This is a genomic window from Metapseudomonas cellulosilytica (assembly GCF_049334135.1).
Classification (GTDB): domain Bacteria; phylum Pseudomonadota; class Gammaproteobacteria; order Pseudomonadales; family Pseudomonadaceae; genus Metapseudomonas.
This window is the reverse complement of the sequence record NZ_JBHZGN010000003.1, coordinates 141,040-167,405: the sequence shown is the minus strand read 5'-3', so window position 1 is coordinate 167,405 and position 26,366 is coordinate 141,040. Positions and strand designations below refer to the sequence as shown.

Below are 26,366 nucleotides of genomic sequence, written 5' to 3'. Positions count from 1 at the left end.
CAGAAAGGCCTCAGGCCTTGGGCAGGGTCACCCCGGTCTGGCCCTGGTACTTGCCGCCACGGTCCTTGTAGGAGACATCGCAAGCCTCGTCCGACTGCAGGAACAGCATCTGCGCCACGCCTTCGTTGGCGTAGATCTTCGCCGGCAGGTTGGTGGTGTTGGAGAACTCCAGGGTCACGTGGCCCTCCCACTCGGGCTCCAGCGGAGTCACGTTGACGATGATGCCGCAGCGGGCATAGGTGCTCTTGCCGAGGCAAATGGTCAGCACGTCGCGGGGAATGCGGAAGTATTCCACGGTGCGGGCCAGGGCGAAGGAGTTCGGCGGGATGATGCAGACATCGCTCTTGATGTCGACGAAGCTCTTCTCGTCGAAGTTCTTCGGGTCCACCACGGCCGAATAGATGTTGGTGAACACCTTGAACTCATCGGCGCAGCGTACGTCGTAGCCGTAGCTGGACACCCCGTAGGAAATCACCCGGCTCTGGTCCAAGCCGCGCACCTGGCGCTCGACGAAGGGCTCGATCATGCCGTGTTCCTGGGCCATGCGGCGAATCCACTTGTCCGATTTGATGCTCATGGCGGGAGTCCTGTCAGGGTCTGAAAATTGACCGCGAATCTTACAGTCCGGCGCGGGCCTCGGCAAAGGCCCCGCCGGATGGCCGGGCCGTCAGTCGTCGCTGATGCTGATGTTCGGCATGGCGGTGGCGGCCTGGTCGGACAGCGCGATACGCGCGCCGACCGAGCGGGCCATCTGCTGGTAGATCATGGCGATCTGGCTTTCCGGGTCGGCGATGGTGGTGGGCTTGCCGCCGTCGGACTGCATGCGGATAGCCATCGACAGCGGCAGGGACGCCAGCAGCTCCACGCCGTACTGGGCCGCCAGCTTCTCGCCGCCGCCTTCGCCGAACAGGTGCTCGGCATGGCCGCAGTTGGAGCAGATGTGCACCGCCATGTTCTCCACCACGCCCAGCACCGGGATGTTCACCTTGCGGAACATCTCCACGCCCTTCTTGGCATCGAGCAATGCCAGGTCCTGCGGGGTGGTGACGATCACGCTGCCGGCCACCGGCACCTTCTGCGCCAGGGTCAGCTGGATGTCGCCGGTGCCCGGCGGCATGTCCACCACCAGGTAGTCGAGGTTGTCCCAGGCGGTCTGGGTGATCAGCTGGATCAGGGCACCGGAGACCATCGGACCGCGCCAGACCACCGGGGTGTTCTCATCGGTGAGGAAGGCCATGGACATGACCTCCACGCCGTGAGCCTCGATGGGCACGAAGAACTTCTGGTCGCGGACCTTGGGCCGGGTACCGTCCGGGATGCCGAACATGATGCCCTGGCTGGGGCCGTAGATATCTGCGTCGAGGATGCCGACCCGGGCGCCTTCGCGGGCCAGCGCCAGGGCCAGGTTGGCGGCGGTGGTGGACTTGCCCACGCCGCCCTTGCCGGAGGCCACGGCAATGATGTTCTTCACGTTGGTCAGGGCCGGAACCTGGTCCTGGGCCTTGTGCGCCGCGATCACGCAGTCCACCTGGACCTCGGCGCTGTCCACGCCATCCAGGTTTTCCAGGGCCATCTTCAGCGTCTGCGCCCAGCCGGCCTTGAACAGGCCGGCGGCATAGCCCAGCTCCAGGCGCACGCGGAGCTTGCCGCCCTGGATGTCGACTTCACGCAGACAACCGGCGCTGACCGGGTCCTGGTCGAGGTGGGGATCGGTGAACTGGCGCAGGGTGGCTTCGACCTGTGCGCGGGTAACGGTGCTCATGGCAGGGCTCCAAAGAATAACCGAGCAAATCAGGCGGCTATCCTAACCGACCGCTTGGCCGCTGGGTCGCCCACGGGTGAAAAAATCGCGCCGGGCCTATATAGTTGCCGACTTCCCTTTCGTTCCAGATCCGGTAACCGAGCACCATGACCGAGCCCCGCAAAATCCTTGTGACAAGCGCCCTCCCCTATGCCAACGGGTCCATCCACCTCGGGCATATGGTCGAGTACATCCAGACCGACATCTGGGTGCGCTTCCAGAAGATGCGCGGCAACCAGGCCGTCTATGTCTGCGCCGACGACGCCCACGGCTCGGCCATCATGCTGCGCGCCGAGAAGGAAGGCATCACTTCCGAACAGTTGATCGACAACGTCCGAGCCGAGCACACCACCGACTTCGCCGACTTCCTGGTGGACTTCGACAACTACCATTCGACCCACTCGGAAGAGAACCGCGTGCTGTCCAGCGGCATCTACACCAAGCTGCGCGACGCCGGCCACATCGCCACCCGCCCGGTGACCCAGTATTACGACCCGGACAAGCAGATGTTCCTGGCCGACCGCTTCATCAAGGGCACCTGCCCCAAATGCGCGGCCGAGGACCAGTACGGCGACAACTGCGAAGTGTGCGGCGCCACCTACGCGCCCACCGAGCTGAAGAACCCGAAATCCGCCATCTCCGGCGCCACCCCGGTGCTCAAGGAGTCCCTGCACTACTTCTTCAAGCTGCCCGACTTCGACGCCATGCTGAAGGAGTGGACCCGCAGCGGCGCCCTGCAGGAGTCGGTGGCCAACAAGATCGCCGAGTGGCTGGATGCCGGCCTGCAGGAGTGGGACATCAGCCGTGACGCACCCTACTTCGGCTTCGAGATCCCGGACGCGCCCGGCAAGTACTTCTACGTCTGGCTGGACGCGCCCATCGGCTACATGGCCAGCTTCCAGAACCTCTGCGCACGCCGTCCCGAGCTGGACTTCGACGCGTTCTGGAACAAGGACTCCAAGGCCGAGCTGTACCACTTCATCGGCAAGGACATCGTCAACTTCCACGCCCTGTTCTGGCCCGCCATGCTCGAAGGCGCCGGCTACCGCAAGCCCACCGCGCTCAATGTGCACGGCTACCTGACGGTGAACGGGCAGAAGATGTCCAAGTCCCGCGGCACCTTCATCAAGGCGCGCACCTACCTCGACCACCTGAGCCCGGAATACCTGCGCTACTACTACGCGTCCAAGCTGAGCCGCAGCGTCGACGACCTCGACCTGAACCTCGAGGACTTCGTGCAGAAGGTTAACTCCGACCTGGTGGGCAAGGTAGTCAACATCGCCAGCCGCTGCGCCGGTTTCATCCACAAGGGCAACGCCGGCAAGCTGGTGGCCGGAAACGCGGCGCCCGAGCTGTTCGCCGACTTCGCCGCTGCCGCCCCGAGCATCGCCGAAGCGTTCGAAAACCGTGACTTCGCCCGCGCCATGCGCGAGATCATGGCCCTGGCCGACCGCGCCAACGCCTGGATCGCCGACAAGGCACCCTGGGCCCTGGCCAAACAGGAAGGCAAGCAGGCCGAGGTGCAGGCCGTATGCGCCGCCGGCGTCAACCTGTTCCGCCAGCTGGTGATCTTCCTCAAGCCGGTGCTGCCGAAGCTGGCCGCCGACGCCGAGGCCTTCCTCAATGTCGCCCCGCTGACCTGGGACGACCACAAGGTGCTGCTCGCCGACCACCAGCTGAACCCGTTCAACCCGCTGATGACCCGCATCGAGCCGGCGAAGATCGAAGCCATGGTCGCCGCCTCCAAGGAAGACCTGGCCGCCGCGTCTGCGCCCAAGGGCAACGGCGAACTGGTGAAGGAGCCGCTGGCGGCGGAAATCGCCTTCGACACCTTCGCCGCCGTCGACCTGCGCATCGCGCTGATCGAGAAGGCCGAGTTCGTCGAAGGTGCCGACAAGCTGCTGCGCCTGACCCTGGATATCGGCGACGCCAAGCGCAATGTCTTCTCCGGCATCAAGAGCGCCTACCCGAACCCGAGCGAGCTGGAAGGCCGCCTCACCCTGTACGTCGCCAACCTGGCGGCACGCAAGATGAAGTTCGGCGTGTCCGAGGGCATGGTCCTGGCCGCCGGCCCCGGCGGCCAGGAGATCTACCTGCTCAGCCCCGACAGCGGCGCCAAGCCGGGCCAGCGCGTCAAGTAAGGCACCGCGCTCCAGCACAACGCCCGCTTCCAGCGGGCGTTTTGTTTTACTCGAAGCGAAACCCATCAGCGATGGTCAGGCCCGTAGGATGTGGTAGAGCGAAGCGAAACCCATCACGGCAAAGCCCTGGGCTAGCCTTGTAGCAGGACGCAGGCCGTTGCGGCCGCGCCCCTGTACCGCTCCGGCTGCATCCCGGATAATACGCGGCCTTTTTACAGCCCGGCGACGCCACGCCCTATGACCGACTTCATCTTCGCCCTGCTCGGCGCAGCGCTGGTCAACAACCTCATCCTCGGCCTCCCCCTGGGCGCCGACAGCCTGCGCCAGCCACGCAGCCGCGCATTGGCCCTGGCCGGTGGCGCGCTGATCGCCCTGGCCACGCCACTGGCCTGGCTCCTCGACCAGTGGCTGCTGGCGCCGCTTGGCCTGGAGCCCCTGCGCCTGTTCGTATTCCTGTCGCTGCTGGCGCCGCTCGCCTGGCTTTGCCTGAAGCTGCTCGCGCGACTGCGTCCCGCCCTGGCCCAGGAAGGCCTCTGGCCCCTGTTGCTGGCCAATGGCGCGGCGCTGGGCGCCATGCTGATCGGCAGTGCCAGCAGCTTCGCCGCCGCACTGGGTCTCGGCCTCGGCGGCGGACTGGGTTTCTGGCTGGTGCTGACGCTGTTCGATGACCTGTTGCAGCAGGTGGATGACTCCCGGGTACCGGCGCCCTTTCGCGGTACGCCGATGCTGCTGATCTGCGCCGGACTGATGGGCCTGGCTTTCCTTGGCTTCAACGGCATGGGGGCGCAATGAGCCAGGCCGACCTGATCCAGCGCATCGATGCCCTGCTGCCGCAGACCCAATGCGGCAAATGCGGCCACCCGGGCTGCAAACCTTACGCCGAGGGGATTGCCCAAGGGGAAGCGATCAACAAGTGCCCGCCCGGCGGCACTGTCACCATCATCGCCCTGGCCGACCTGCTGAAGGTCGCGCCTCTGCCCCTGGATGCCCCCAACGGCCCGGTGCCGCCGCAGATCGCCTTCATCCGCGAGGCCGAATGCATCGGCTGCACCAAGTGCATCCAGGCCTGTCCGGTGGACGCCATCGTCGGTGCCGCCAAGCAGATGCACACCGTCATCACCGACCAATGCACCGGCTGCGAACTCTGCGTGGTGCCCTGCCCGGTGGATTGCATCGACATCCTGCCGCTGGCCGAACCCGAGGCCCGCGCCCAGCGCCAGCGCGCCGACCAGTTCCGTGAGCGCTTCGAATTCCGCAATGCGCGGCTCGCCCGCGACGAGGCCCGCCGCCAGGCCGAGCGCGAAGCCCGCGCCGCCCGCGCGGCCCAAGCCCAGCAGGTCACCGCCGCACCGCTGGACGCGGTGCAGGCCGCCATCGAACGGGTGAAGGCGCAGAAAGCCGCCGCCCCCAGTCTCAGCGACCAGCAGAAGCGCCTGAAGATCGAGGCAGCCATGGCCCAGGTGGCGCTGAAGAAGGCCGAAACCCAGTTGGAGATCTACGGTACCTCGGACCTGCAAGCGCAGGTCGCCGAGCTGCGCGCCGCCAACGAAAAGGCCCAGGCCGCCCTCCAGACCGCTATGGACGCGCCGGCCCCGCAAGTGGACGAAGCCGCCCTCAAGCAGGCGAAGATCGCCGCCGCCATGAGCCGCGCACAGCTGGCCAGGGCCGAGAAAGCCTTTGGCGAAACGCCCTCGGACGATCAGCAGGCGCAACTGGCCGAACTGCGCGCCGCGGTGGAACAGGCCCAGCAACGCCTGGAAAGCCTCCAGGGCACTCCCCCGGCGCCCGCGGCCGGCGAAGGCGAGGCCCGTCTCAAGCAGGCCAAGATCGCCCTGGCCGGCCGTCGCGCCGAGCTGAAGAGCGCCGAAGCGCGCGGCGCCGACGACGCGGAACTGGTCCCACTGCGCCAGGCCCTGACCGACGCTGAAGCCGCCCTGCACGCCGCCGAGGATGCCTCCGGCAAGCAACCGCCAAACCTGCAACGCATCGACAAGCGCCCGGTGGACCCGGCCATGCGCGCCCTGAAGACCGAACTGGCCTACGCCCGCGCCGACGTCAGCAAACTGGAGCGCCAGGCCGATGTCGACCCGGCCACCCTGGCACAGGCCCGTGAACGCCTGGCCCGGGCCGAGCGGGCCCTGGCCGAACACGCCTGACCGCCGATCGCCATGACCACGCGCCCGGCCTTCGACCCGCGCCCCAGCATGCAGCTGGTGCTGCTGGCCTGCCTGCCGGGCCTGCTGGCGCTGTTCTGGCAGTACGGCTGGGGCAGTCTGCTGCAACTGCTGGTGGCCCTGCCGGTCGCTCTGGTTTGCGAGGCCATGGTGCGCCACCTGCGTCGGCAGCCCGCCGCGCCGGAGGCAGCGCTGTTCAATCAGCCCCTGCTGGGCGAGGGCAGCGCCCTGGTCAGTGCCGCACTGCTGGCCCTGGCCCTGCCGCCCTACTCGCCCTGGTGGTTGACCGCCTGCGCCTGCGCCTTCGCCCTGCTCTTTGGCAAGGCCCTGTTCGGTGGTTTCGGGCAGAACCCCTTCAATCCGGCCATGCTCGGCTATGCATTGGTGCTGGTGGCCTTCCCCGCCCAACTCAACCAGTGGCCCACACCCGGCCAGCACCACGGCCTGGGTGAATCCCTGCAGCAGGTGCTGGGCATCGGCGGTGGGTTGGTGGACGGCTGGAGCCAGGCCACCGCGCTGGACAGCCTCAAGCACAATGACCGCCTGACCATCGACGAACTCTTCGCCGGCCACCTGGCCTTCGGCAGCTTCGGCGGGCGCGGCGCGGAATGGGTCAACCTGGCCTTCCTCCTCGGCGGCCTGTTCCTGCTGCAACGCCGGGTGATCCGCTGGCACGCGCCGGCGGGCCTGCTGGCCGGGCTCTTCGTCATCAGCCTGCTGTGCTGGAACGGCTCCGGTTCGGACTCCAACGGTTCGCCGTTCTTTCACCTGTTCAGCGGCGCCACCATGCTCGGCGCCTTCTTCATCGCCACCGAACCGGTATCCGGCGCAGCCAGCGACCGTGGCCGCCTGCTGTTCGGCATCGGCACCGGGCTGCTGGTCTATGGCATCCGCACCTGGGGCGGCTATGCCGATGGCATGGCCTTCGCGATCCTGCTGATGAACCTGCTGGTGCCGGCCCTCGACCGCTACGCCCCGCGCGGCCAGGAGCCGCAGCCATGAACGGCCGCAGCCTGGCGACCCTTGCCCTGCTGGCGGGCCTGGGCCTCACCGTGCTGATCGCCGCCGACCGGTTGCTGGCCGGCCGTATCGAAGCCGAACGCCAGGCCGCCGACGAGCGCGCCCTGCTCGACCTGCTGCCCCCTGGCAGCTACGACAACCATCCCCTGGTCCGCCCCATCGCCCTGCCTGCGAGCGAACTGCTGGGCAACCCGGCGCCGCCATCGGCATGGCTGGCCACCCGTGAAGGTGCACCGGTGGCCGTACTGCTGCCGGTCGCGGCAAAGGGCTACGAAGGGCCGATCCGGCTGTTGCTGGCAATCCGCCCGGATGGTCGGCTGCTGGCCACCAAGGTCCTCGGCCATCGCGAAACCCCGGGGATAGGCGACCGCATCGAACCGGCACGAAGCCCCTGGCTGAAGTCCTTCGCCGATCAGTCCCTGGCCAGCCACCCGGAGGCGGAATGGCGGGTGAAGGCCGACAACGGCCAGTTCGACCAGATCGCCGGCGCCACCATCACCTCCCGCGCCGTGGTCAGCGCCACCCAGCATGCCCTGCAGTTCTTCGACGGCAATCGCCGATTGCTGCTCGGGGAGAGATCGCCATGAACGCCCGTCACCTCGGCCTGATGGGCCTGGCGCTGCTGGCGGGTGCCACCGATCTGCTGGTGAAGGGCATGGGACTCGCCCTGCTCGGCCTGCCCCTGCTGACGCTTTTCGGCCTGGTCCTGCCGCTCCTCGATCGTCACCTCGTAGGTCATGCCCACGGGCTCGGCACGCTGCTCCTCTGCGCGCTGCTGGTGAGCCTGGGCAGCCTGCTGCTGCAGGCCACCGCGTTCGAGCTGCACCGCGCGCTGGGGCCTTACACCTACCTGCTGGTACTGCCCTGCCTGCAACTGGCGCAACGCGAACGTCCCGACGCCTTCGAGGGCTTGCGCGCGGGGCTTGCTTTCGCCGTATTGGCCCTGTTGCTGGGTGCCCTGCGTGAAGCGCTCGGGCATGGCAGCCTGCTGGCCCACTCCGACTGGCTACTGGGCCCGACAGCCCTGGACTGGCGCGTGCAATTCAGCGCCGATGGCATTCCCCTGTTCGCCCTGGCGCCCGGAGCCTTTATCCTGATCGGTACGCTACTGGCGCTCTGGCGCCACCTGACCAACCGGACCGCTGACTCCTGATGAACGCCGCGAAACGCTACGAAATCTTCCGCCGCCTCCACGACGACGACCCCAACCCCACCACTGAGCTGGCCTACAGCACCCCCTTCGAACTGCTGATCGCGGTCATTCTTTCCGCCCAGGCTACCGACGTCGGCGTGAACAAGGCCACGGCCAGGCTCTACCCGGTGGCCAATACCCCGGAGGCCATCTACGCCTTGGGCGTGGAGGGACTGTCGGAGTACATCAAGACCATCGGCCTGTACAACAGCAAGGCCAAGAACGTCATCGAGACCTGCCGCATCCTCATCGAGAAACATGGCAGCCAGGTGCCGGACAACCGCGAAGACCTCGAAGCCCTGCCCGGCGTCGGCCGCAAGACCGCCAACGTGGTCCTCAACACGGCCTTCCGCCAACCCACCATGGCCGTGGATACCCACATATTCCGGGTCAGCAATCGCACCGGCATCGCCCCCGGCAAGAACGTGCTGGAGGTGGAAAAGAAACTGCTGAAATTCGTACCCAAGGAATTCCTGCTGGACGCCCATCACTGGCTGATCCTGCACGGCCGCTACGTCTGCGTCGCCCGCAAACCGCGCTGCGGTGCATGCCGCATCGAAGACCTGTGCGAGTACAAGGCGAAGACGTCTGACGATTGATAACCTATTGATTCAGTCAGGTATCCGATTGAAAAAATCTTTTTTACCGCCCCTGGCTTTGCCGTTATAAGGTGCGCCAATAGCGCCCCGCTTTGTGGAGTGACCCTTATGAGCACAGCCAAAGACGACATCGAGCTCGAAGAAGAATTCGTTTCCGAAGACGCCGACGATTCGGATGCCCCGGCAGAAACCGCGAAAACCAACCTGACCAAGCGCCGCATCATCGACAACTACCTCGAAGAACGGCGCTTGCAGAAGCAGCTTAACGATTACGACTTCGACCTGTAGTCGATACCTCTCAAAGCCCCGCAGATGCGGGGCTTTCTGTTTGTGCCGCATGCCTCTCAGCGGGCAAGGATGGAACCTGTAGGGGCGAATTCATTCGCCAAGGGACGCGCAGCGGCCCCCGATGGACCGGAGGGCGGACCTGCGGCCCGCTTGGCGATTGAAATCGCCCCTACATACAGCGGACAAAAAGAAGCCGGCACGAGGCCGGCTTATCAAGGACGCACAACAAATCGGTCAGCGCAGCTTTTCCATCATCTGGTAGTACCACATGCCCACCGCCAGCATGTGGTTGCCCAGGCGCTCGCTGAGGGGCACGCGGATGTGCTGGCAGCGGGCGAAGGTGTCGAACTTCTCCAGGCTGCCGCTCATGGCGTTGGCCATGACCTCGCCCATGATGTGGGTGGTCGCCACGCCGTGGCCGGAGTAGCCCTGGCAGTACCAGACGTTCTTCGACAGCTTGCCCAGCTGCGGGATGCGGTTGATGACAATGCCCATGGCACAACTCCACTTGAAGTCGATCTCGACGCCCTTGAGTTTCGGGAAGGTGCGCTCGATACAGGGCCGCAGCTCGGCCTCGATATCGCGGGAGTCGCGTCCGGAGTAGTTCGCGCCGCCGCCGAACAACAGACGACCGTCGGCGGTCATGCGGTAGTAGTCCAGGACAAAGCGGCAGTCATACACCGCCAGGTCCTGGGGGTTGATCTGCCTGGCCAGGTCGCCCAGGGGTCTGGTGGTGACGATGCCGCCCATGGCCGGGAAGATCATGCCCTTGAGCTGCTTGCGCTCCAGCTTGTGGTAGACATCGCCAGCCAGCAGGATCTGCGCGGCGTTGATGCGGCCGCGGCTGGTGATCACCGCCGGGCGGTCGCCGTGGATGATGTCCTGTACCTCGGAGTGCTCGAAGATCAGCGTGCCCAGGCTGGCGGCGGCCTTGGCTTCGCCGATGCACAGGTTCAGCGGGTGCAGGTGCATGTTGCGGGTGTTCTTGATGGCACCGACGTAGAGGTCGGAGTCCAGGTGCGCGCGCATGCCGGCGGCATCCAGCAGGGTGACGTCGTCGCCCATGCCGCGTCGCAGCGCTTCCTCATAGGAAGCCTTCAGCTCGTCCATGTGCGAGGCCTTCATGGCCGCGTGCAGGTGCCCGTGCTTGAGGTCGCACTGGATGCCGTACTTCGCCACGCGGTTCTTGATGATCTCGTGGCCGCGCCAGCGCAGGTACCAGATGAAGTCGTCCACGTCCTTGCCGAGGAAGCGGCTCATCTGCTTGCGCATGGCCGCGTCGCCGGAGAGGCTGCCGGTGACCTGGCCACCGTTGCGCCCGGTAGCGCCCCAACCGATCTTGTGGGTTTCCACCAGCGCGACCTTGTAGCCGCGCTCGGCCATTTCGACAGCCGTGGCGACGCCGGTGAAGCCGCCGCCGATGATGGCGACATCGACATTCACCTCGCCTTCGAGGGTCGGGTAGGCGGTCTCCTCATTGAGGGTCGCGGAGTAATAGGAAGGCGCGCGCTCGGCGGCGGGTAGCGGGTGTTTGAATGCAGCGGTCATGGAGGAATCCTTTGGAAATGTCGAGTCTGTCAGGGCGAGCCTTCGGCTCGCTTTGGCGAATGAATTCGCCCCTACAGGAGCGGACTCGAATCGATACGAAACTCGGGTTCACGCCTGGGTCAGGTACCAGCGCCAGTCCTGTTCGCCGACCTCGGCCATGAACTGGCGGTACTCGGCGCGCTTCACCGCCAGGTAGACGCCGAGGAAGGCGGTGCCGAAGGCATCGCGGGCCCAGCTGGACTGCTCCAGGGCGCGCAGCGAAGTGAGCCAGTCGGTGGGCAGCAGTTCCTTGGCCTGGGCGTAGCCGTTGCCCTCCACCGGATCACCCGGATCGAGGTTCTCGCGGATGCCACGGTGGATGCCGGCAAGGATCGCGGCGGCGGCCAGGTAGGGGTTGGCGTCGGCGCCGCAGATGCGGTGTTCGATATGTCGGCTATTGGCCGGGCCGCCCGGTACGCGCAAGCTCACGGTGCGGTTGTCGACGCCCCAGGTCGGTGCCAGGGGCGCGTAGCTGTTGGCCTGAAAGCGGCGATAGGAGTTGGCGTTGGGGCAGAACAGCAGCAGCGAATCCAGCAGGCTCTCCAGCATTCCGCCCACCGCCTGGCGCAGCAGAGGCGTGCCGGCAGGGTCTTCGCTGGCGAACAGATTGCGCCCCTCGGCGTCGGCCAGGCTCACGTGCATGTGCATGCCAGTACCGGCGATCTCGGCGAAGGGCTTGGCCATGAAGCAGGCCTGCATGCCGTGGGCGTGGGCCACGCCCTTGACCAGGCGTTTGTAGCGCACGGCCTGGTCCATGGCCTCCAGCGCATCGCCATGCTCCAGGGTGATCTCCACCTGGCCCGGCGCGTATTCGGAAATCGCGGTGCGCGCCGGAATCCCCTGGGCCTTGCAGGCGGCGTAGAGATCGGCGAGGAAGGGCTCGATCTGCTCCAGCTCGCGCAAGCCATAGACCTGGGTACTGCGCGGACGGTTGCCATCGGCATCCAGGGCCGGTTGCGGGCGACCGTCGGCATCACGCTTCTGGTCGAGCAGGTAGAACTCCAGTTCGCAGGCCATCACCGGGTGGTAGCCGTCGGCCTTGAGGCGCTCGACCATCTCCACCAGCACATGGCGCGGATCGGCGATGGCAGCGGGCATGCCCTCCTGCGGATGCATGCTCACCTGCACGGCGGCGGTGGGCATCTTGCGCCACGGCAGGCGCACCAGGCTGCCTTCCAGCGGATAGGCGCGGCAGTCGATATCGCCCACCTCCCAGACCAGGCCGGAGTTCTCCACGTCCTCGCCATGCATGGTCAGGCCAAGGATGGTGCTGGGCAGCGGCCGGCCGGTTTCGTACACGGCCAGCAGCTCGTCGCGGTGCAGCAGCTTGCCGCGCGGCACGCCATTGGCGTCGAGGATGAAGAGTTCAAAGGCATCGATATCCGGGTTCTGCTCGAGGAAATCCCGGGCTTCCTGCACGCTGGCAAAATTCATGGCGCTCTCTTTAGTGCCCGTGGGCACGCAATCAGGCCCTCGCCGGCTTCGGCAAGGAACAGCAATCTCGTTCTGGGTGAGGTTTGGCCGCTGCGATGGCGGCCGGAATCAGACGAGTGCGCTATCCGGCGGACGAGCGTGACGGCAATGCCAGAGCGCCCAGAAGGCGAGTTCGAGCGGCAGGGAAATCAGGAGGTGGGAGGCCCACTTGCGGGAGAACTGGACCTTGGGCGCGACTCCGGGGGCACGGCGCGCGGCACGCATCAGCCCGAGGGGCAAGGCGGCCAGCAGCGATTGGTGCGGAGAGGGACAACCCATGAGGGAAAGCCGTGTTATTGGTATGCCCCGCAGGCTCGCACGGCGCCAAGGGTGAATAAAATCCAGGTTTTTCTATCTTTGGTTCAGTGATGGCTAAACATTGGCGGTTGGATTGGCTCCGCTGCCCAGCTACCGAAGTTTCAACGGATCCACCAACCCCGCCGCAATGGCCATGCCCACCAGATCCGGCAGGCGTTCGGCCTGCATGCGCTTCATCACCCGGGCGCGGTAGAGGTCGACCGTCTTCACGCTGATATCCAGTTGCTCGGCGATTTCGCGGTTGGTGTAGCCCTGCACCAGCGGCAACAGCACGTCGCGCTCGCGCGGGGTGAGGCTGGCGAGACGCTCTTCCAACTGGCCCTGGCCGCCGGCGGCACGGCGTTGGTCGGAGCTGCCGAGGGCCTGCTGCACGCTGTCCAGCAGCAGCTGTTCGTTGTAGGGCTTTTCGATGAAGTCGCGGGCACCGGCCTTGAAGGCGCGGACCACGATGGGCACGTCGGCATGGCCACTGACGAAGATGATCGGCAGGTCGAGGCCACGGCTGCGCATTTCCTCCTGCACATTGAGGCCGCCCATGCCGGGCATGCGCACGTCCAGCAAGACGCAGGCGTCGAGACTGGCGTCGCAGGCGTCGAGGAAGGCGCGCCCGCTGGTGAAGGGCAGCGCCTTCAGCCCCACCGATTCCAGCAACCAGACGGTGGAATCGAGCATGCCCTGGTCGTCATCCACCACGTAGACCACCTGTTCGCCGCCGTTGGACATCAATCCCCTCTCCTTTTCGATTCTTGTTATTGCAGCGGCAGGCGGCAGCGCATCAGCAGTCCGCCCTGCTCGCCCGGCATCCCGTCGAGGGAGCCGCCGAAACCTTCGATGATGCTGCGGCTCATCGACAACCCCAGTCCCAGGCCGTCCGGCTTGCTGGTGTAGAAGGGGGTGAAAATGCGCGCCAGCTCCTCTTCGCCGAGCCCTGGCCCCTGGTCGCTGACCTCGATGACGAGGTGCCCCTCCCCCTCCCGCGCCACCAGGCGGATCAACGAATCCCGCCCCGGGTGGACCTCGCGGTTGGCATCAATGGCATTGCGCAGGAGGTTGAGCAGCACCTGCTCCAGCAGCACCCGATCGGCATAGACCGGCGGCAGATTCTCCGGTAATTGCTCCAGGATCGCCACCTGGCTGGCACCGGCCTCCCAGGCGCAGAGGCGTACCGCCTCGCGGGCCACTTCGGCAACGTCCAGGGCCTGCATGCGCCGCTGTCCCTTGCGCAGGAAGGCACGCAGTCGCTTGATCACTTCCGAGGCATGGTTGGCATGCTCGGTGATGCGTTCCAGGCCCTGGGCCACCCGCTCGGCGGCCTTGGGATTGCTGGCCAGGGATTGCAGGTAACGCTGACTGGCCCCGGCGTAGTTCATCACCGCCGCGAGGGGCTGGTTGATCTCGTGGGCGATGCCGGAAGCCAGCTCACCCAGGGTGACCAGCCGCGCGGTGTGGGCCAGTTCATCCTGGTGGCGGCGCTGCTGGGCCTCGCGCAGTTCGCGCTCGGTCATGTCCCGGGCTACCAGGGAGTAGTAGCGTTCGCCGCCCGCTGTGCTGTGGGCCAGCAGCACCATGGACACCGGCACCGAAGCACCACCGGCCGGCGGCTGGAGGCGGGTGTCGACCTTCCACACACCCTGGCGCTCGGCGGTGCTCCAGCCTTCGCGCTGCAGGCGCGCGAGGTCTTCGGCGGCGACGATCTGGTCCAGCGCCGGCATCGGCTGTTGCGCCCCCAGGCCCAGTGCACGTCGCGCCGCCGGATTGAGGTAGGTGATATGCCCGGCCGGATCGACGAAGAGCACCGGGTCGGTATTGGCTTCCACCACTTCGGCCAGGCGGCGCTTGTTCTCTTCCGCCTGCACCCGCGCGGTGATGTCGCGGGACACGCTGACCACCTCCACCACGGCACCGGTGTAGGTTTCGCGGATGGCGCGGCTGGCGGTCTCGAACCAGAGGTAATGCCCGGCCCGGTGGCGGATGCGGTAGGTCATGGTGTGGTAGCCGTCCTGCTCCAGCGCATCGCGGGCACGCTGCACCAGCTGGGCCAGCTCCTGGGGATGGAACAGGCACTGGGCGAGTTGCCCGCGCAGCTCCTCCGGCCAGTAGCCGAGCAGGGTCCAGGAGGCCGGCGAGGCATCGAGGAAACGACCGTCCGGGGTATGCCGGGAAATCAGGTCGGTGGTGTTCTCGGTGATCAGCCGGTACAGCCGCCGCGCCCGCGCCGCCTCGCGTTCGGCGCGGATCTGCGCGGTGGCCTCGCGGCAGCGCGCCAGCACCCGCTGCTCCTGCGGGTCGGGGATGTAGGTCCAGATCAGCATGCGCTCGCCGCAATCAGCCTCCACCCCTTCGATGGCGCGCTCCTGGGCCAGGCAGGCCCGCACCAGGGCAGCGTGATTGACCGGCAGGAAGCGCAGTACCTCGGCCAGGGGCAATTCGCCCAGCAGAGCCAGCAATGCGGCGTTCAACTCCAGCGGACGAGCCTCGGCATCCACCAGCAGGCTCGGTTGCGGGTCATGGCCGAGCAAGGGCGAGGCGCGCAGCAGGCCGGTGATACTGCCAAGCAGGGTGCCGAGCAATTCGTGGACCCAGCCGAGCCAGTCCAGGCCCACGCCTTCCCGTACCTCCACCAGCAGCAAGCCCTGCTGCCCCGCCTCCAGTGCCAGCGCGAAGACCTGGCCGTGGCTGATGGCGGCACGGCGCAGGCGCCCGGCCAGCCAGCAATCCAACTGGCGCACCTGGTCCAGGCCAAGGCGCCCCTCCGCAGCCAGGCGCGCCGCCAGGACCTCGTCGCTGGCCAGCAAGGGGTCGCCCTGCCCCGGTGGCAACTGGTGGCCACTGCCTTCATGGCTGTAGATACGCGCGCCGGGCTGCCAGCCCAGGTAGAAGGCCTGGCGCACTTCGGGACAGCCGCGCAGGGCCCGGCACAAGGCATCGGCGCGAGCGGCCAGGGGCACGCCCTCGCGTTGCAGGCGTAGCCAGGTGTGAAGACGAACCGGGGTCTGGGTCATGGCGAATCCAGCGGCTGGGGGTGGGCAAGGATATACCGCTTGCTGGTGGGCTGAAGCCCACCCTACTGAGGTAACTCGATAATATAGTAGTTTTACTATACTACTCTAGGACTACTTCCATAGCATTCTTGTATTGGTATATAAATAACCCCAGACAACCACCGGCCTTCCCAGATAAGCCGGTGAAGAAGAGCTAATAATCAGCCGCCGGGTATCCAGAATGTCCATCTACGATCAGGGCCTCGCGCCTGCTGCCGTCAACCACATCGCCCTCTCCCCCCTCAGCTTCATCGAGCGCACCGCCGCCGTTTATCCCCACTACCCGGCCGTCATCCACGGTTCGATCCGCCGCAACTGGGCCGAAACCTACGCGCGTTGCCGGCGCCTGGCTTCGGCCCTTGCGGGGCGCGGCATCGGCAAGGGCGACACGGTGGCGGTGATGCTGCCGAACATCCCGCAGATGCTGGAGGCGCATTTCGGCGTGCCGATGATCGGCGCCGTGCTCAACACCCTGAACGTGCGCCTGGACGCCGAGGCCATCGCCTTCATGCTGCAGCACGGCGAGGCCAAGGTGCTGATCACCGACCGCGAGTTCCATGATGTGATCCATGCCGCCATCGGCATGCTCGACCAGCCGCCGCTGGTGATCGACGTCGACGATCCCGAATACGGCGAAGGCCAGGCGGTCAGCGAGCTGGACTACGAGGCGCTGCTGGCCGAGGGCGACCCGGAGTTCGCCTGGCAGTGGCCAGAGGACGAGTGGCAGGCCATCTCCCTGAACTACACCTCCGGCACCACCGGCAATCCCAAGGGAGTGGTCTACCACCATCGCGGCGCCTACCTGAACTCACTGGGCAACCAGATGACCTGGAACATGGGCAACCACCCCGTCTACCTCTGGACCCTGCCGATGTTCCACTGCAACGGCTGGTGCTACCCCTGGACAGTGACCGCCCTGGCCGGCGTGCACGTGTTCCTGCGTCGCGTGGACCCGCAGAAGATCCTCAACCTGATCCGCGAGCACCAGGTCAGCCACCTGTGCGGCGCGCCCATCGTGCTCAATGCCCTGGTGAACATGCCCGAGTCGGCCAAGGCCGCCATCGACCACCCGGTGCACGCCATGGTGGCCGGCGCCGCTCCGCCGGCCAAGGTGATAGGCGCGGTGGAGGAAATGGGCATCCGCGTCACCCATGTCTACGGCCTCACCGAAGTCTACGGGCCGGTCACCGTCTGCGCCTGGCACGAGGAGTGGGACGAACTGCCCCTGGAAGAACGCGCCCGCATCAAGTCCCGCCAGGGCGTGCGCTACCCGACCCTGGAAGGGGTGATGGTGGCCGATCCGAAAACCCTGGAGCCCGTGCCCCTGGACGGCCAGACCATCGGCGAGATCTTCATGCGCGGCAACACCGTGATGAAGGGCTACCTGAAGAACCCCAGCGCCACCAGCGAAGCCTTCGAAGGCGGCTGGTTCCACACCGGCGACCTGGCCGTATGGCACCCGGACGGCTACGTGGAAATCCGCGACCGGCTGAAGGACATCATCATCTCCGGCGGCGAGAACATCTCGACCATCGAACTGGAAGGCGTGCTCTACCGCCACCCGGCGGTGCTGGAGGCGGCCGTGGTGGCGCGACCCGACGAGAAATGGGGCGAGACGCCCTGCGCCTTCATCACCCTCAAGGCCGACCAGCAGGACACCCGCGAGGCGGACATCATCGCCTTCTGCCGCGAACACCTGGCGGGCTTCAAGGTGCCGAAGACTGTGATCTTCACCGCGCTGCCGAAGACCTCCACCGGCAAGATCCAGAAGTACGTCCTGCGCGACATGGCGAAGAACCTCTAACTCCCTGACTCAGTAATCAAGGCGGCAGCCTGACGGTTGCCGCCCAAGGCCGCCGCTTGCCCGAAAAAAGTGCGGCGGCCGGCAACAGGCATCGACAACAACAACAAGCGGAGCCCGTCATGAGTACCCACGACACACCTCACAGCCAAAGCTGCGACCGTATCCGGTCCAACCCCAAGTTCCAACGCCTGGCCCGCCAGCGCGCGCTGCTCGCCTGGTCCCTCAGCGCGGTGGTGCTGGGAGTCTATTACCTGTTCATCCTGCTGGTGGCCTTCGTCCCCGGCTGGCTGCACCTGCCACTGTATGAGGGCAGCCACCTCAGCCGTGGCATCCCGGTGGGCGCCGCCATCATCATCATCTCCTGGCTGCTGACCGCCTGGTACGTGCGTAGCGCCAACACCCGCTTCGACAGCCTCAGCGCGGAAATCCTCGAGGAGGCCAAGGCATGAAAACGCGTCTCGCCCCCACCGCCCTCCTCGCCCTGGCGCCGCTCTGCAGCTTCGCCGCCCCCATCACCGCCGAGAAGCAGTCTCTCAATCTCAGCGCCATCGGCATGTTCTTCGTCTTCGTCCTCGCCACCCTGGCGATCACCTGGTGGGCCGCCCGCCGCACCCGTTCCACCGCCGACTTCTACACCGCTGGCGGCGGCATCTCCGGCTTCCAGAATGGCCTGGCGATCGCCGGCGACTACATGTCGGCGGCCACCCTGCTGGGCCTCACCAGCCTGGTGTTCACCAAGGGCTACGACGGCTTCGTCTACATCATCGGCTTCTTCGTCGGCTGGCCGGTGATCACCTTCCTGATGGCCGAGCGCCTGCGCAACCTGGGGCGCTACACCTTCGCCGACATCGTCTCCTACCGCCTGGACCAGGTGCGCGTGCGCAGCTTCGCCGCGCTCGGCTCGCTGACCGTGGTCTGCTGCTACCTGATCGTGCAGATGGTCGGCGCCGGCCAGCTGATCAAACTGCTGTTCGGCCTGGACTACCAGATGGCCGTGGTGGTGGTCGGCGTGCTGATGCTGGTCTACGTGATCTTCGGCGGCATGATCGCCACCACCTGGGTGCAGATCACCAAGGCCGTGCTGCTGCTCGCCGGGGGCACGACCCTGGTGCTGATGGCCATGAGCGAGTTCGGCTTCAGCCTCGAAAACCTCGCCGGCCGCGCCGTGGAAGCCCACGCCATCGGCAACGGCATCATGGGCCCCGGCTCCATGCTGGCGGACCCGATCAACGCCGTGTCACTGTCCCTCGGCCTGGTGTTCGGCATCGCCGGCCTGCCGCACATCCTGATGCGTTTCTTCACCGTGCCCAACGCCAAGGAAGCCCGTCGCTCGGTGCTGTTCGCCACCGGCTTCATCGGCTTCTTCTTCCTGGTGGTCTGCGTGCTCGGCTACACCGCCATCGTCATCGTTGGCACCGACCCGCAGTACTTCGTCGACGGCAAGCTGGGTGGCGCCCTGGTCGGCGGCGGCAACATGGTGGCCATGCACCTGGCCCAGGCGGTGGGCGGCAATCTGTTCCTCGGCTTCCTCTCCGCCGTGGCCTTCGCCACCATCCTCGCGGTGGTCGCCGGCCTCGCCCTGGCCGGCGCCTCGGCCATCTCCCACGACCTCTACGCCACCGTGCTGAAGAAGGGCCAGGCCAGCGAGAAGGACGAGATGCGCGTCAGCCGCATCGCCACCGTCTGCCTGGGCCTGGTGGCCATCGGCCTGGGGCTGCTGTTCGAGCAGATGAACATCGCCTTCCTCGTCGGCCTGACCTTCGGCGTCGCCGCCTCGGCCAACTTCCCGGTGCTGATCATGGCCATGTACTGGCGCGGCCTGACCACCCGCGGCGCCCTGTGCGGCGGCTTCACCGGCCTGGTCTCTGCGCTGGTGCTGGTGATCCTCTCGCCGGCGGTGTGGGTTGGGGTGCTGGGCCATGCCAAGGCCATCGTCCCCTACGACCACCCGGCGCTGTTCTCCATGCCGCTGGCCTTCCTGGTGATCGTGGTGGTTTCCAACCTCGACCGCAGCGCCCGCGCCGAGCGCGAACGCGCCGCCTTCGACGACCAGTTCGTCCGTGCCCAAACCGGCCTCGGCGCGGCAGCAGCCAGCAGTCACTGAGCCACCTGGCTCGGCCTTTCCGACAAACAGCTCCGACGCTTGAGCGTGGCGCGGCCTCGGCTCCTTTGGGCCGCGCCCTTTTCCTTTGCGCAATACCCCGAGAAAACAACAACAAGAGGACTCACCATGCACCGCAACACCCTCACCGCCGGCCTGCTCCTGGCCAGCGGCGCCCTCGGCTTGTCCACCTCCGCCAGCGCCGAGTTCATCAAGGACAGCAAGGCCAGCCTGGAGCTGCGCAATTTCTACTTCAACCGCGACTTCCGCCAGGACAACGCGCCCCAGAACAAGGCCGAGGAATGGGCCCAGGGCTTCCTGCTGCGCTATGAGTCGGGCTTCACCGAAGGCTCCGTCGGCGTCGGCGTCGACGCCATCGGCCTGCTCGGCGTCAAGCTCGACTCCAGCCCCGACCGCGCCGGCTCCGGCCTGCTGAAACGCGACCGCGAGGCGCCCAAGCGCGCCCAGGACGAGTACGGCGAACTCGGCCTCACCGCCAAGCTGCGCGCCTCGAAGAGCACCCTCAAGCTCGGCACCCTGCTGCCCAAGGTGCCGGTGCTGCTGGCCAACGACTCGCGCCTGCTGCCGCAGACCTTCAAGGGCGGCCAGCTCAACTCCCTGGAACTCGACGGCCTGACCTTCGATGCCGGCCACCTGCGCCAGGTCAACCAGCGCGACTCCTCCGACTACGAGGACCTGAGCATCACCACCGTCGGCGTGAAGAACATCCGCGCACGCCAGGCCACCAGCGATGCCTTCGACTTCGCCAACCTCAGCTACAAGTGGAACGACCGCCTGACCACCGGTTACGGCTTCGGCCGCCTCGACGACTTCTACCGCCAGCACCAACTGACCCTCAACCACCTGCTGCCGCTGGGCGACGGCCAGAGCCTGAAGAGCGACCTGCGCTTCGCCCGCTCCAGCGACGAGGGCGGCAGCAATGTCGACAACCAGGCCTTCGGCGCGCTGTTCACCTATGGCATCGGCGGCCATGCCTTCGGCCTCGGCTACCAGCGCATGAGCGGCGACACCGGCTTCGCCTACGTCAATGGCAGCGACGCCTACCTGGTGAACTTCGTGCAGATCAGCGACTTCGCCAACCGCGAGGAACGCTCCTGGCAGGCCCGCTACGACTACAACTTCGCCGCCGTGGGGATTCCCGGGCTGACCTTCATGACCCGCTACCTGTCCGGCGACGACATCGAACTGGGCGCGGGTCGGTCAGCAGGCAAAGAGTGGGAGCGCGATACCGACCTCGCCTACGTGGTGCAGAGCGGCCCGCTGAAGAACCTCGGGCTCAAATGGCGCAACGCCACGCTGCGCACGACGAACTTCGGCAGCGATCTCGACGAGAACCGCCTGATCCTCAGCTACACCCTGCCGCTCTGGTAAGGCAGCCTGTGGGGGCGATTCAAGCACTGAGCGGACCGCGGTTCGCCCAGTCGGCCTTCGGATTTCATCCAGCTCACCTACTGCCGCATAGCCCCTCGTAGGATGGGTGGAGCTTGCGATACCCATCAGCCCTGTCCGCATGGGTATCGCTCCGCTCCACCCATCCTACGAACTACACGGCCGGTAAGCCCGAGCGATGGCCTTGTGGGGGCGATTTCAATCGCTGAGCGGACCGCAGGTTCGCCCCTTCGGCCTTGAAGGGGGCGGCTTCGCTGCCCATCGCGAATGAATTCGCCCCCACAAGGAAGACGCCCGATCACTCCGGCGTCGCCGGGGTGACGCGGGATCGCTGCTCACTGCTCGTACGGTTCCAGAACCGCGTCCTTCTCGTCCTGCAGGATCCACGCTACCAGCTTCGCCGGCTTGCTCTCACTGGCATTGCGCGATTGCAGGTGGACGCTGCCGGCCGGCTCGTACCAGGTTTCGCCGGCCTTGTAGACCCTGGGCTCCTGACCCTTGAGCTGGGAAATCACCTCCCCCTCCACGACATAGGCGAGCACCGAACCTGGGTGGCTGTGGGCCTGGGAACGGCGGCCCGGCGCGTAGGTCACGGTGAGCATGAGGGCCTTCTTGCCCGGTGCGTTGAGCAAGGCCTGCTCCTGCAGCACGGTCACTTGCTCCTTGCCGTCGCCGGCGTCGTGGGCGAAGGCCAGCGGGTTGTTCAGCAGCGCCAGGCCGGCGAACAGAGTGGTCAGGGTTTTCAGGTTGCGCATGATGGATTCACTCGCTCGGGACTTTGCGGAAGCCGACAGCCAGCCGGTTCCAACTGTTGATGGAATTGATAACCAGGGTCAGGTCTACCCGTTCGCGCTCGCTGAAGTGGGCTTTGAGCTCGGCATAGTCCGCGTCCGGGGCATGGGTTTCAGCGAGGCGGGTGAGGGAATCGGTCCAGGCCAGCGCGGCGCGCTCGCGCGGGGTGAAGAAGGGGCTTTCGCGCCAGACGGCCACCGAATGCAGGCGCCGCTCGTCTTCCCCGCGTTTGCGCGCATCGTGGCTGTGCAGGTCGACGCAGAAGGCGCAGCCGTTGAGCTGCGAAGCACGCAGCCTGACCAGCTCCAGCAGAGGCTTTTCCAGCGGCAGTTTGCTCACCGCCGCCTCCAGGGCGAGCATCGCCTTGAGGGCATCGGGTGATGCGGCGTAGTAGTCCAGGCGCGGGGGCATCGCGGCATCCTCATGTCGGGAAGGGATGCCTTCAAGCTAATGGCGGTCGGGCCTGCAACCTATGGCCAATTGAGCTGAATACCAGGTGGCCAATCCGGTGCCGTGCCAGCCCTGTAGGGTGGATAGCGCTTTTCTATCCACCGGCGAGGCCGTGCAAGACACCGCGTCAGGCTTTCAGCTTGTGGGTCCAGTCCAGCAGGCTGCGCCACAGGCAGATGCCCACGAAGTAGGCCGAGGCCAGCCACCAGATGCCCAGTACCAGCGACTTGTAGAAGGGGTGCTGGAGGATGAGGAACATGCTGCTGATCATCCAGATGAAGGTGACCAGAATGTTCAGCGGCATCAGCCTGCGCACGCGGAAGGGGTGGAGGAACTTCAGCTTGGTCAGGGTCAGCGCGGCGAGGAAGCAGATCAGCGCCAGCGTGGCCACCGGCGGCGGGTCGATGATCCAGATGTACAGCGCCACCACGTTCCACGCGGCGGGGAAACCGACGAAGTAGTTGTCGCTGCTCTTCATGTTCAGGTTGCAGAAGCAGAACAGCGAGGACACCAGGATCAGGCTCACGGTGACCAGCGCCGTATGCTCGGGCAGGTCGATGTAGCGATAGATGAAGATGGCGGGGATGAACACGTAGGTGAGGTAGTCGATCACCAGGTCCAGGGTGGAGCCATCGAAGTTCGGCAGCATGGTGCTGGTCTGCACCCTTCTTGCGAAGGTGCCATCGAGACCGTCGACCAGCAGGGCCGCGCCCAGCCAGAGCAGGCAGTCTCGGGGCTGATTGTCGAACAGGGCGAGAATGGCCATCAGGGCCAGCACGACCCCGGTGGCGGTGACACCGTGAGCGGACCAGGCCTTGGCTTTGTTGACGACATTGATGTTGGTGGACACGAGGCAGCTCTGCTCAGAAGTGTGGGGGACAGATTCGATAGACCGCGATTATGCGTGAGCTTCTCAGAGGCCTTCAGACTTTTATGAATCCGGCCATGTCGCTTTCAGACATCTTCACCTTGCTTATTCGAGCCTAGGCGATCCACGCCAGACGGCAATGCCGCCCGGCTCGCGATCATCGGGAAACGGCGCCCATCGGCAGGCACTTGCAGCCCGCTGCCCAACGCTGCACCCTTGCGGCCTTTCCATGGCGAACCCCTCCATGAGCGCCCCATCCGACCCCACCCGCTGCCCGCTCTGCGGCCAGAGCAACCAGTGCACCCTGGCCGATCTTTCCCGCGCCGGCCAGGACTGCTGGTGCTTCACGGCGCAGATCGACCCGGCCGCGCTCGAGCGCATCCCGCCGCAGGACCTCGACCGCGCCTGCCTCTGCCCCCGTTGCGCCCAGGCGCGGCCAGCCGATGCACCAAACTGATGCGCCTTGATCGATTTTTGAGCAATTTTCCCGAGTTCAGCCGCCTCGACGCGCGCCTGCTACTGGTTGCCGGCCGGGTCAGGGTGGATGGCCAGCGGGTCACCGATGGCCGCGTCGAGATCCGTGAGTTCAGCCGCGTGGAACTGGACGAGCGCCTGCTCCAGGCAGGCAAGCCGGCGCGCTACTTCATGCTCTACAAGCCGTCCGGCCACGTCAGCGCCACCGAGCACCCGGAACATCCCACCGTGCTCGACCTGCTGGTTGAGCCCGACAAGCATGAGCTGCACCTGGGCGGGCGCCTGGACCTCACCACCACCGGCCTGCTGCTGATCACCAACGACGGGCACTGGTCACGCCGGCTCACCCTGCCCGGCAGCAAGCAGCCGAAGGTCTACCACGTGGAAACCGAGCAGCCCATCGGCCCCGAGTACATCGAGACCTTCGCCCGGGGGCTCTATTTCGCCTACGAGGGCCTGACCACCCTCCCCGCCCAGCTGGAAATCCTCGACACCCGCAGCGCCCGCCTGACCCTGCACGAGGGGCGCTACCACCAGGTCAAGCGCATGTTCGGCCACTTCCAGAACCGCGTCGTGCGCCTGCACCGCGAGAGCGTCGGGCCACTGAAACTGGACCCTTGGATGCGGCCAGGCGACTACCGGTCACTCACCAACGAAGAAGTGGCCTGCTTTTAGCTAGGAACTCTGCGAGTCACATCGGGATTGAATAAACCGACGAACTGCAAGAATTTTTCCTTTCAATGAGCTTGCAGGTGAAAAGATGCCCTGCTTAAATCGAACCCGAGGTCAGAGCGTGACCAAAGAGTCACGCCGACCATCTAAGCGTTCCCTGCGGTCCCTTGTGCATTGCACTCGTAGGTTCCCTGCCTGGTTAGAAGACCCCATCCGGTGCCCTCCAAAGCGCCGGGCCCCGCCGTCTTTTCTCGACCTAACCGCTTGAAATATAAAGAATTTTAAAAATCTCCGCCTGACATTGGATTGTCATCGAAAGGCGCTTTCCTACTGCCACGACTTAGAGCGAGCCAAGCCGTTGAGAGGGCTCGCATGACCCATCTGCGCCAGGAGGAAACGACATGAGGCCGGAAACCGCCATCGTCGAGATTCACAGCCAGTACAAGGTTCACACGGAGTTCTACCGGAGCCCGGAAGCCAAGGGGACCATCATCCTGGTCAACGGCTCCTTGTCGACGACCGCCTCGTTCGCGCAGACAGTGAAATACCTGCAACCGCATCTCAACGTGGTGCTCTTCGACCAGCCCTATGCCGGCCAGTCCAAGCCGCACAATGACAACACCCGCTTCATCGGCAAGGAAACCGAGGCCGACATCCTCCTCCACCTGATCGAGCATTTCCGGGTGGACTACCTGATGTCCTTCTCCTGGGGCAGCGTCTCCGCCCTGCTCGCCCTGGCCCAGTGCCCAGCGCGGATCAAGAAGGCCATCGTCACCTCCTTCTCGCCCATCCTCAACGAGCCGATGATGGATTACCTCAACCGCGGACTGGACTACCTGTCGGCCATTGACCGCGACAACGTCGGCCACCTGGTGAACAACACCATCGGCAAGCACCTGCCGTCGCTGTACCAGCGCTTCAACCACAAGCACTGCAGCAGCCTGGACGATCACGAGTACCTGCAGATGCACCACCATGTCCGTCAGGTGCTGAACATGGATTCGCGCTGCTACGTGGATTGCCTGGCCAACGTCGACATCCCGCTGCTGTTCATCAACGGCGAGCGTGACGAGTACACCTCCCCCGAGGATGCCCGCCATTTCGCCAAGCATGTGCGCGATTGCCAGTTCGCCACCATCGACAACGCCGGGCACTTCGTCGACGTCGAAAACAAGGCCGGCTGGCTGCAGACCCAGCAAGCGATGCTGGGCTTCCTCAAGACCTCGGCCACCAAGGGCATGCCTCGCCCGCATGCTGCCGACTACCAGGCCGTAGCCGTTTGAGCGCGTGGCCGCCCGGGCAGGTGCAAGTATTTTCAGTAACTTGTGACTGCCCTGGGCTTCACCTTGCGGTTCGCTTCTGGTAAAAATGGCACCCTCCGCGGGCGTCGTATAATGGCATTACCTGAGCTTCCCAAGCTCATGACGAGGGTTCGATTCCCTTCGCCCGCTCCAAAATCCCCTGACTAAGCCCCTGATTTATGGGGTTTTTTCGTTTCTGGGGGTTGGCGGTGTCGAAGAAGTGTCGAAATCGACCAGCCTACAAGCTCAGTGAGACAGTGCCTGGATGACGTGCTCAGGGTCATTGTGAATAGCCCGCAGCAACGCCTTGGCCGGGCCAGTGGGTTCACGCCGCCCCTGTTCCCAGTTACGCAACGTACCGAGTTGCACATCGATCATGGCCGCGAACTTGGCCTGGGTCAGGCCGGTGGCCTTGCGGATTTCCTTCACCTGCAGCGCATCCACGGTGAACTCCCGTGAGGGCTTACGTTCGCCACGATGGATTTCGTCCATCTGCTGGACGCTTTCCAGAAGGTCTTCAAAGAATTTGCTCATGGCGATTACCTCCACCGCTCGATGATTTGCTTGAGCACCTTTCGCTCATCGGCCGTCAGATCATCCTTCTCGTTCTTCGGGTAGATCAGCAGCAACGCAATCTGTGAAGCGGACGTGAAGTGATAGTAGATAACCCTGGACCCGCCCCGCTTACCGTGCCCGCTGGACGCAACACGCACCTTGCGAATGCCGCCTGTTCCTTCGATCACATCGCCCATATCCGGCCGCTCGGCCAACTGGCGCTGAAACGCTGCATAGCTATCGTCACTGAGCAACTCACGCAGACGCTTGGTAAAAATCGAAGTCTCAATAAAGATCATGGTCGA

At 65.5% G+C, this 26,366-nt stretch carries 27 protein-coding genes and 1 tRNA gene; 16 read left to right on the top strand and 12 right to left on the bottom strand.

Going from position 1 to position 26,366, the window contains the following annotated elements:
* Nucleotides 1-10: 10 nt before the first annotated feature.
* The gene (gene dcd, locus ACFW0H_RS05020) at nucleotides 11-577 is read right to left on the bottom strand and encodes a dCTP deaminase (RefSeq protein ID WP_422912796.1); all 567 of its coding nucleotides are present in this window, start codon (nucleotides 575-577) and stop codon (nucleotides 11-13) included.
* Between the two features lie 90 nt (nucleotides 578-667).
* Nucleotides 668-1,762 carry an iron-sulfur cluster carrier protein ApbC gene (gene apbC / locus ACFW0H_RS05015; protein WP_422912795.1) on the bottom strand — a complete coding sequence of 365 codons (1,095 nt, stop codon included), beginning with the start codon at nucleotides 1,760-1,762 and terminating at the stop codon, nucleotides 668-670.
* 146 nt (nucleotides 1,763-1,908) lie between these two features.
* Between apbC and metG the strand changes: the two genes are divergently transcribed.
* The 8 genes from metG to ACFW0H_RS04975 all read left to right on the top strand — a co-directional run bounded on the left by metG (nucleotide 1,909) and on the right by ACFW0H_RS04975 (nucleotide 9,215).
* On the top strand, nucleotides 1,909-3,942 hold the full coding sequence (gene metG / locus ACFW0H_RS05010) for a methionine--tRNA ligase (protein ID WP_422912794.1): 2,034 nt from the start codon (nucleotides 1,909-1,911) through the stop codon (nucleotides 3,940-3,942).
* Nucleotides 3,943-4,179: 237 nt separating this feature from the next.
* A complete protein-coding gene (locus tag ACFW0H_RS05005; protein WP_422912793.1) occupies nucleotides 4,180-4,734 on the top strand; it encodes an Rnf-Nqr domain containing protein in 555 nt (184 codons plus the stop codon).
* Nucleotides 4,731-6,098: an electron transport complex subunit RsxB gene (rsxB, locus tag ACFW0H_RS05000; protein ID WP_422912792.1), complete on the top strand. Its 1,368-nt coding sequence runs from the start codon at nucleotides 4,731-4,733 to the stop codon at nucleotides 6,096-6,098. The genes ACFW0H_RS05005 and rsxB overlap by 4 nt, the downstream gene beginning before the upstream one ends.
* Before the next feature lie 12 nt (nucleotides 6,099-6,110).
* Nucleotides 6,111-7,118: an RnfABCDGE type electron transport complex subunit D gene (locus ACFW0H_RS04995; protein WP_422912791.1), complete on the top strand. Its 1,008-nt coding sequence runs from the start codon at nucleotides 6,111-6,113 to the stop codon at nucleotides 7,116-7,118.
* The gene (locus ACFW0H_RS04990) at nucleotides 7,115-7,723 is read left to right on the top strand and encodes an RnfABCDGE type electron transport complex subunit G (protein ID WP_422912790.1); all 609 of its coding nucleotides are present in this window, start codon (nucleotides 7,115-7,117) and stop codon (nucleotides 7,721-7,723) included. Before ACFW0H_RS04995 ends, ACFW0H_RS04990 begins: the two co-directional genes overlap by 4 nt.
* Complete coding sequence (locus tag ACFW0H_RS04985; protein ID WP_422912789.1) at nucleotides 7,720-8,289, top strand: Rnf-Nqr domain containing protein; 570 nt, start codon at nucleotides 7,720-7,722, stop codon at nucleotides 8,287-8,289. Before ACFW0H_RS04990 ends, ACFW0H_RS04985 begins: the two co-directional genes overlap by 4 nt.
* Nucleotides 8,289-8,927: an endonuclease III gene (nth, locus tag ACFW0H_RS04980; RefSeq protein WP_422912788.1), complete on the top strand. Its 639-nt coding sequence runs from the start codon at nucleotides 8,289-8,291 to the stop codon at nucleotides 8,925-8,927. Before ACFW0H_RS04985 ends, nth begins: the two co-directional genes overlap by 1 nt.
* A gap of 108 nt (nucleotides 8,928-9,035) precedes the next feature.
* Nucleotides 9,036-9,215, top strand: a complete 180-nt coding sequence (locus ACFW0H_RS04975; RefSeq protein WP_422912787.1) for a PA3496 family putative envelope integrity protein — start codon at nucleotides 9,036-9,038, stop codon at nucleotides 9,213-9,215.
* 234 nt (nucleotides 9,216-9,449) lie between these two features.
* Here ACFW0H_RS04975 and ACFW0H_RS04970 read toward each other — a convergent pair whose 3' ends face one another.
* From ACFW0H_RS04970 to ACFW0H_RS04950, 5 genes are all read right to left on the bottom strand, one after another.
* Nucleotides 9,450-10,763: an NAD(P)/FAD-dependent oxidoreductase gene (locus ACFW0H_RS04970; protein WP_422912786.1), complete on the bottom strand. Its 1,314-nt coding sequence runs from the start codon at nucleotides 10,761-10,763 to the stop codon at nucleotides 9,450-9,452.
* 108 nt (nucleotides 10,764-10,871) lie between these two features.
* On the bottom strand, nucleotides 10,872-12,236 hold the full coding sequence (locus tag ACFW0H_RS04965; protein WP_422912785.1) for a glutamine synthetase family protein: 1,365 nt from the start codon (nucleotides 12,234-12,236) through the stop codon (nucleotides 10,872-10,874).
* Between the two features lie 108 nt (nucleotides 12,237-12,344).
* Nucleotides 12,345-12,554 (bottom strand): hypothetical protein, encoded by a 210-nt coding sequence (locus ACFW0H_RS04960; RefSeq protein WP_422912784.1) that lies wholly within the window; start codon nucleotides 12,552-12,554, stop codon nucleotides 12,345-12,347.
* Between the two features lie 129 nt (nucleotides 12,555-12,683).
* Nucleotides 12,684-13,316, bottom strand: coding sequence for a response regulator transcription factor (locus tag ACFW0H_RS04955; RefSeq protein ID WP_422912783.1), 633 nt, complete (start codon nucleotides 13,314-13,316; stop codon nucleotides 12,684-12,686).
* A gap of 26 nt (nucleotides 13,317-13,342) precedes the next feature.
* On the bottom strand, nucleotides 13,343-15,595 hold the full coding sequence (locus ACFW0H_RS04950; protein ID WP_422912782.1) for a PAS domain-containing sensor histidine kinase: 2,253 nt from the start codon (nucleotides 15,593-15,595) through the stop codon (nucleotides 13,343-13,345).
* Nucleotides 15,596-15,815: 220 nt separating this feature from the next.
* On the opposite strand from ACFW0H_RS04950, the gene ACFW0H_RS04945 reads away from it, so the two are divergent.
* From ACFW0H_RS04945 to ACFW0H_RS04930, 4 genes are all read left to right on the top strand, one after another.
* Nucleotides 15,816-17,438, top strand: coding sequence for an acyl-CoA synthetase (locus ACFW0H_RS04945; RefSeq protein ID WP_422912781.1), 1,623 nt, complete (start codon nucleotides 15,816-15,818; stop codon nucleotides 17,436-17,438).
* Nucleotides 17,439-17,557: 119 nt separating this feature from the next.
* The gene (locus tag ACFW0H_RS04940) at nucleotides 17,558-17,887 is read left to right on the top strand and encodes a DUF485 domain-containing protein (RefSeq protein WP_422912780.1); all 330 of its coding nucleotides are present in this window, start codon (nucleotides 17,558-17,560) and stop codon (nucleotides 17,885-17,887) included.
* Entirely contained in the window at nucleotides 17,884-19,542 is a 1,659-nt protein-coding gene (locus tag ACFW0H_RS04935; RefSeq protein ID WP_422912779.1) for a cation acetate symporter, read from the top strand. Before ACFW0H_RS04940 ends, ACFW0H_RS04935 begins: the two co-directional genes overlap by 4 nt.
* A 126-nt stretch (nucleotides 19,543-19,668) precedes the next feature.
* Complete coding sequence (locus tag ACFW0H_RS04930; RefSeq protein ID WP_422912778.1) at nucleotides 19,669-20,931, top strand: OprD family porin; 1,263 nt, start codon at nucleotides 19,669-19,671, stop codon at nucleotides 20,929-20,931.
* Nucleotides 20,932-21,284: 353 nt separating this feature from the next.
* Here ACFW0H_RS04930 and ACFW0H_RS04925 read toward each other — a convergent pair whose 3' ends face one another.
* The 3 genes from ACFW0H_RS04925 to pcsA all read right to left on the bottom strand — a co-directional run bounded on the left by ACFW0H_RS04925 (nucleotide 21,285) and on the right by pcsA (nucleotide 23,041).
* A complete protein-coding gene (locus tag ACFW0H_RS04925) occupies nucleotides 21,285-21,704 on the bottom strand; it encodes a cupin domain-containing protein (protein WP_422912777.1) in 420 nt (139 codons plus the stop codon).
* A gap of 7 nt (nucleotides 21,705-21,711) precedes the next feature.
* Entirely contained in the window at nucleotides 21,712-22,152 is a 441-nt protein-coding gene (locus tag ACFW0H_RS04920) for a carboxymuconolactone decarboxylase family protein (RefSeq protein ID WP_422912776.1), read from the bottom strand.
* Nucleotides 22,153-22,318: 166 nt separating this feature from the next.
* The gene (gene pcsA / locus ACFW0H_RS04915; protein WP_422912775.1) at nucleotides 22,319-23,041 is read right to left on the bottom strand and encodes a phosphatidylcholine synthase; all 723 of its coding nucleotides are present in this window, start codon (nucleotides 23,039-23,041) and stop codon (nucleotides 22,319-22,321) included.
* 262 nt (nucleotides 23,042-23,303) lie between these two features.
* Here pcsA and ACFW0H_RS04910 point away from each other — a divergent pair, with 262 nt between their 5' ends.
* The 4 genes from ACFW0H_RS04910 (at nucleotide 23,304) to ACFW0H_RS04895 (ending at nucleotide 25,659) form a co-directional block, all read left to right on the top strand.
* A complete protein-coding gene (locus ACFW0H_RS04910) occupies nucleotides 23,304-23,516 on the top strand; it encodes a cysteine-rich CWC family protein (protein ID WP_422912774.1) in 213 nt (70 codons plus the stop codon).
* Entirely contained in the window at nucleotides 23,516-24,208 is a 693-nt protein-coding gene (locus tag ACFW0H_RS04905) for a pseudouridine synthase (protein ID WP_422912773.1), read from the top strand. Before ACFW0H_RS04910 ends, ACFW0H_RS04905 begins: the two co-directional genes overlap by 1 nt.
* Before the next feature lie 398 nt (nucleotides 24,209-24,606).
* Nucleotides 24,607-25,488, top strand: coding sequence for an alpha/beta fold hydrolase (locus ACFW0H_RS04900; protein ID WP_422912772.1), 882 nt, complete (start codon nucleotides 24,607-24,609; stop codon nucleotides 25,486-25,488).
* Between the two features lie 97 nt (nucleotides 25,489-25,585).
* A tRNA-Gly gene (locus ACFW0H_RS04895) sits at nucleotides 25,586-25,659 on the top strand.
* 93 nt (nucleotides 25,660-25,752) lie between these two features.
* On the opposite strand, the gene nadS is transcribed toward ACFW0H_RS04895, so the two are convergent.
* Both nadS and ACFW0H_RS04885 read right to left on the bottom strand, forming a co-directional pair.
* Nucleotides 25,753-26,040, bottom strand: a complete 288-nt coding sequence (gene nadS / locus ACFW0H_RS04890) for a NadS family protein (protein ID WP_280286606.1) — start codon at nucleotides 26,038-26,040, stop codon at nucleotides 25,753-25,755.
* Nucleotides 26,041-26,045: 5 nt separating this feature from the next.
* Nucleotides 26,046-26,360: a type II toxin-antitoxin system RelE/ParE family toxin gene (locus ACFW0H_RS04885; protein ID WP_422912771.1), complete on the bottom strand. Its 315-nt coding sequence runs from the start codon at nucleotides 26,358-26,360 to the stop codon at nucleotides 26,046-26,048.
* Nucleotides 26,361-26,366 lie beyond the last annotated feature (6 nt).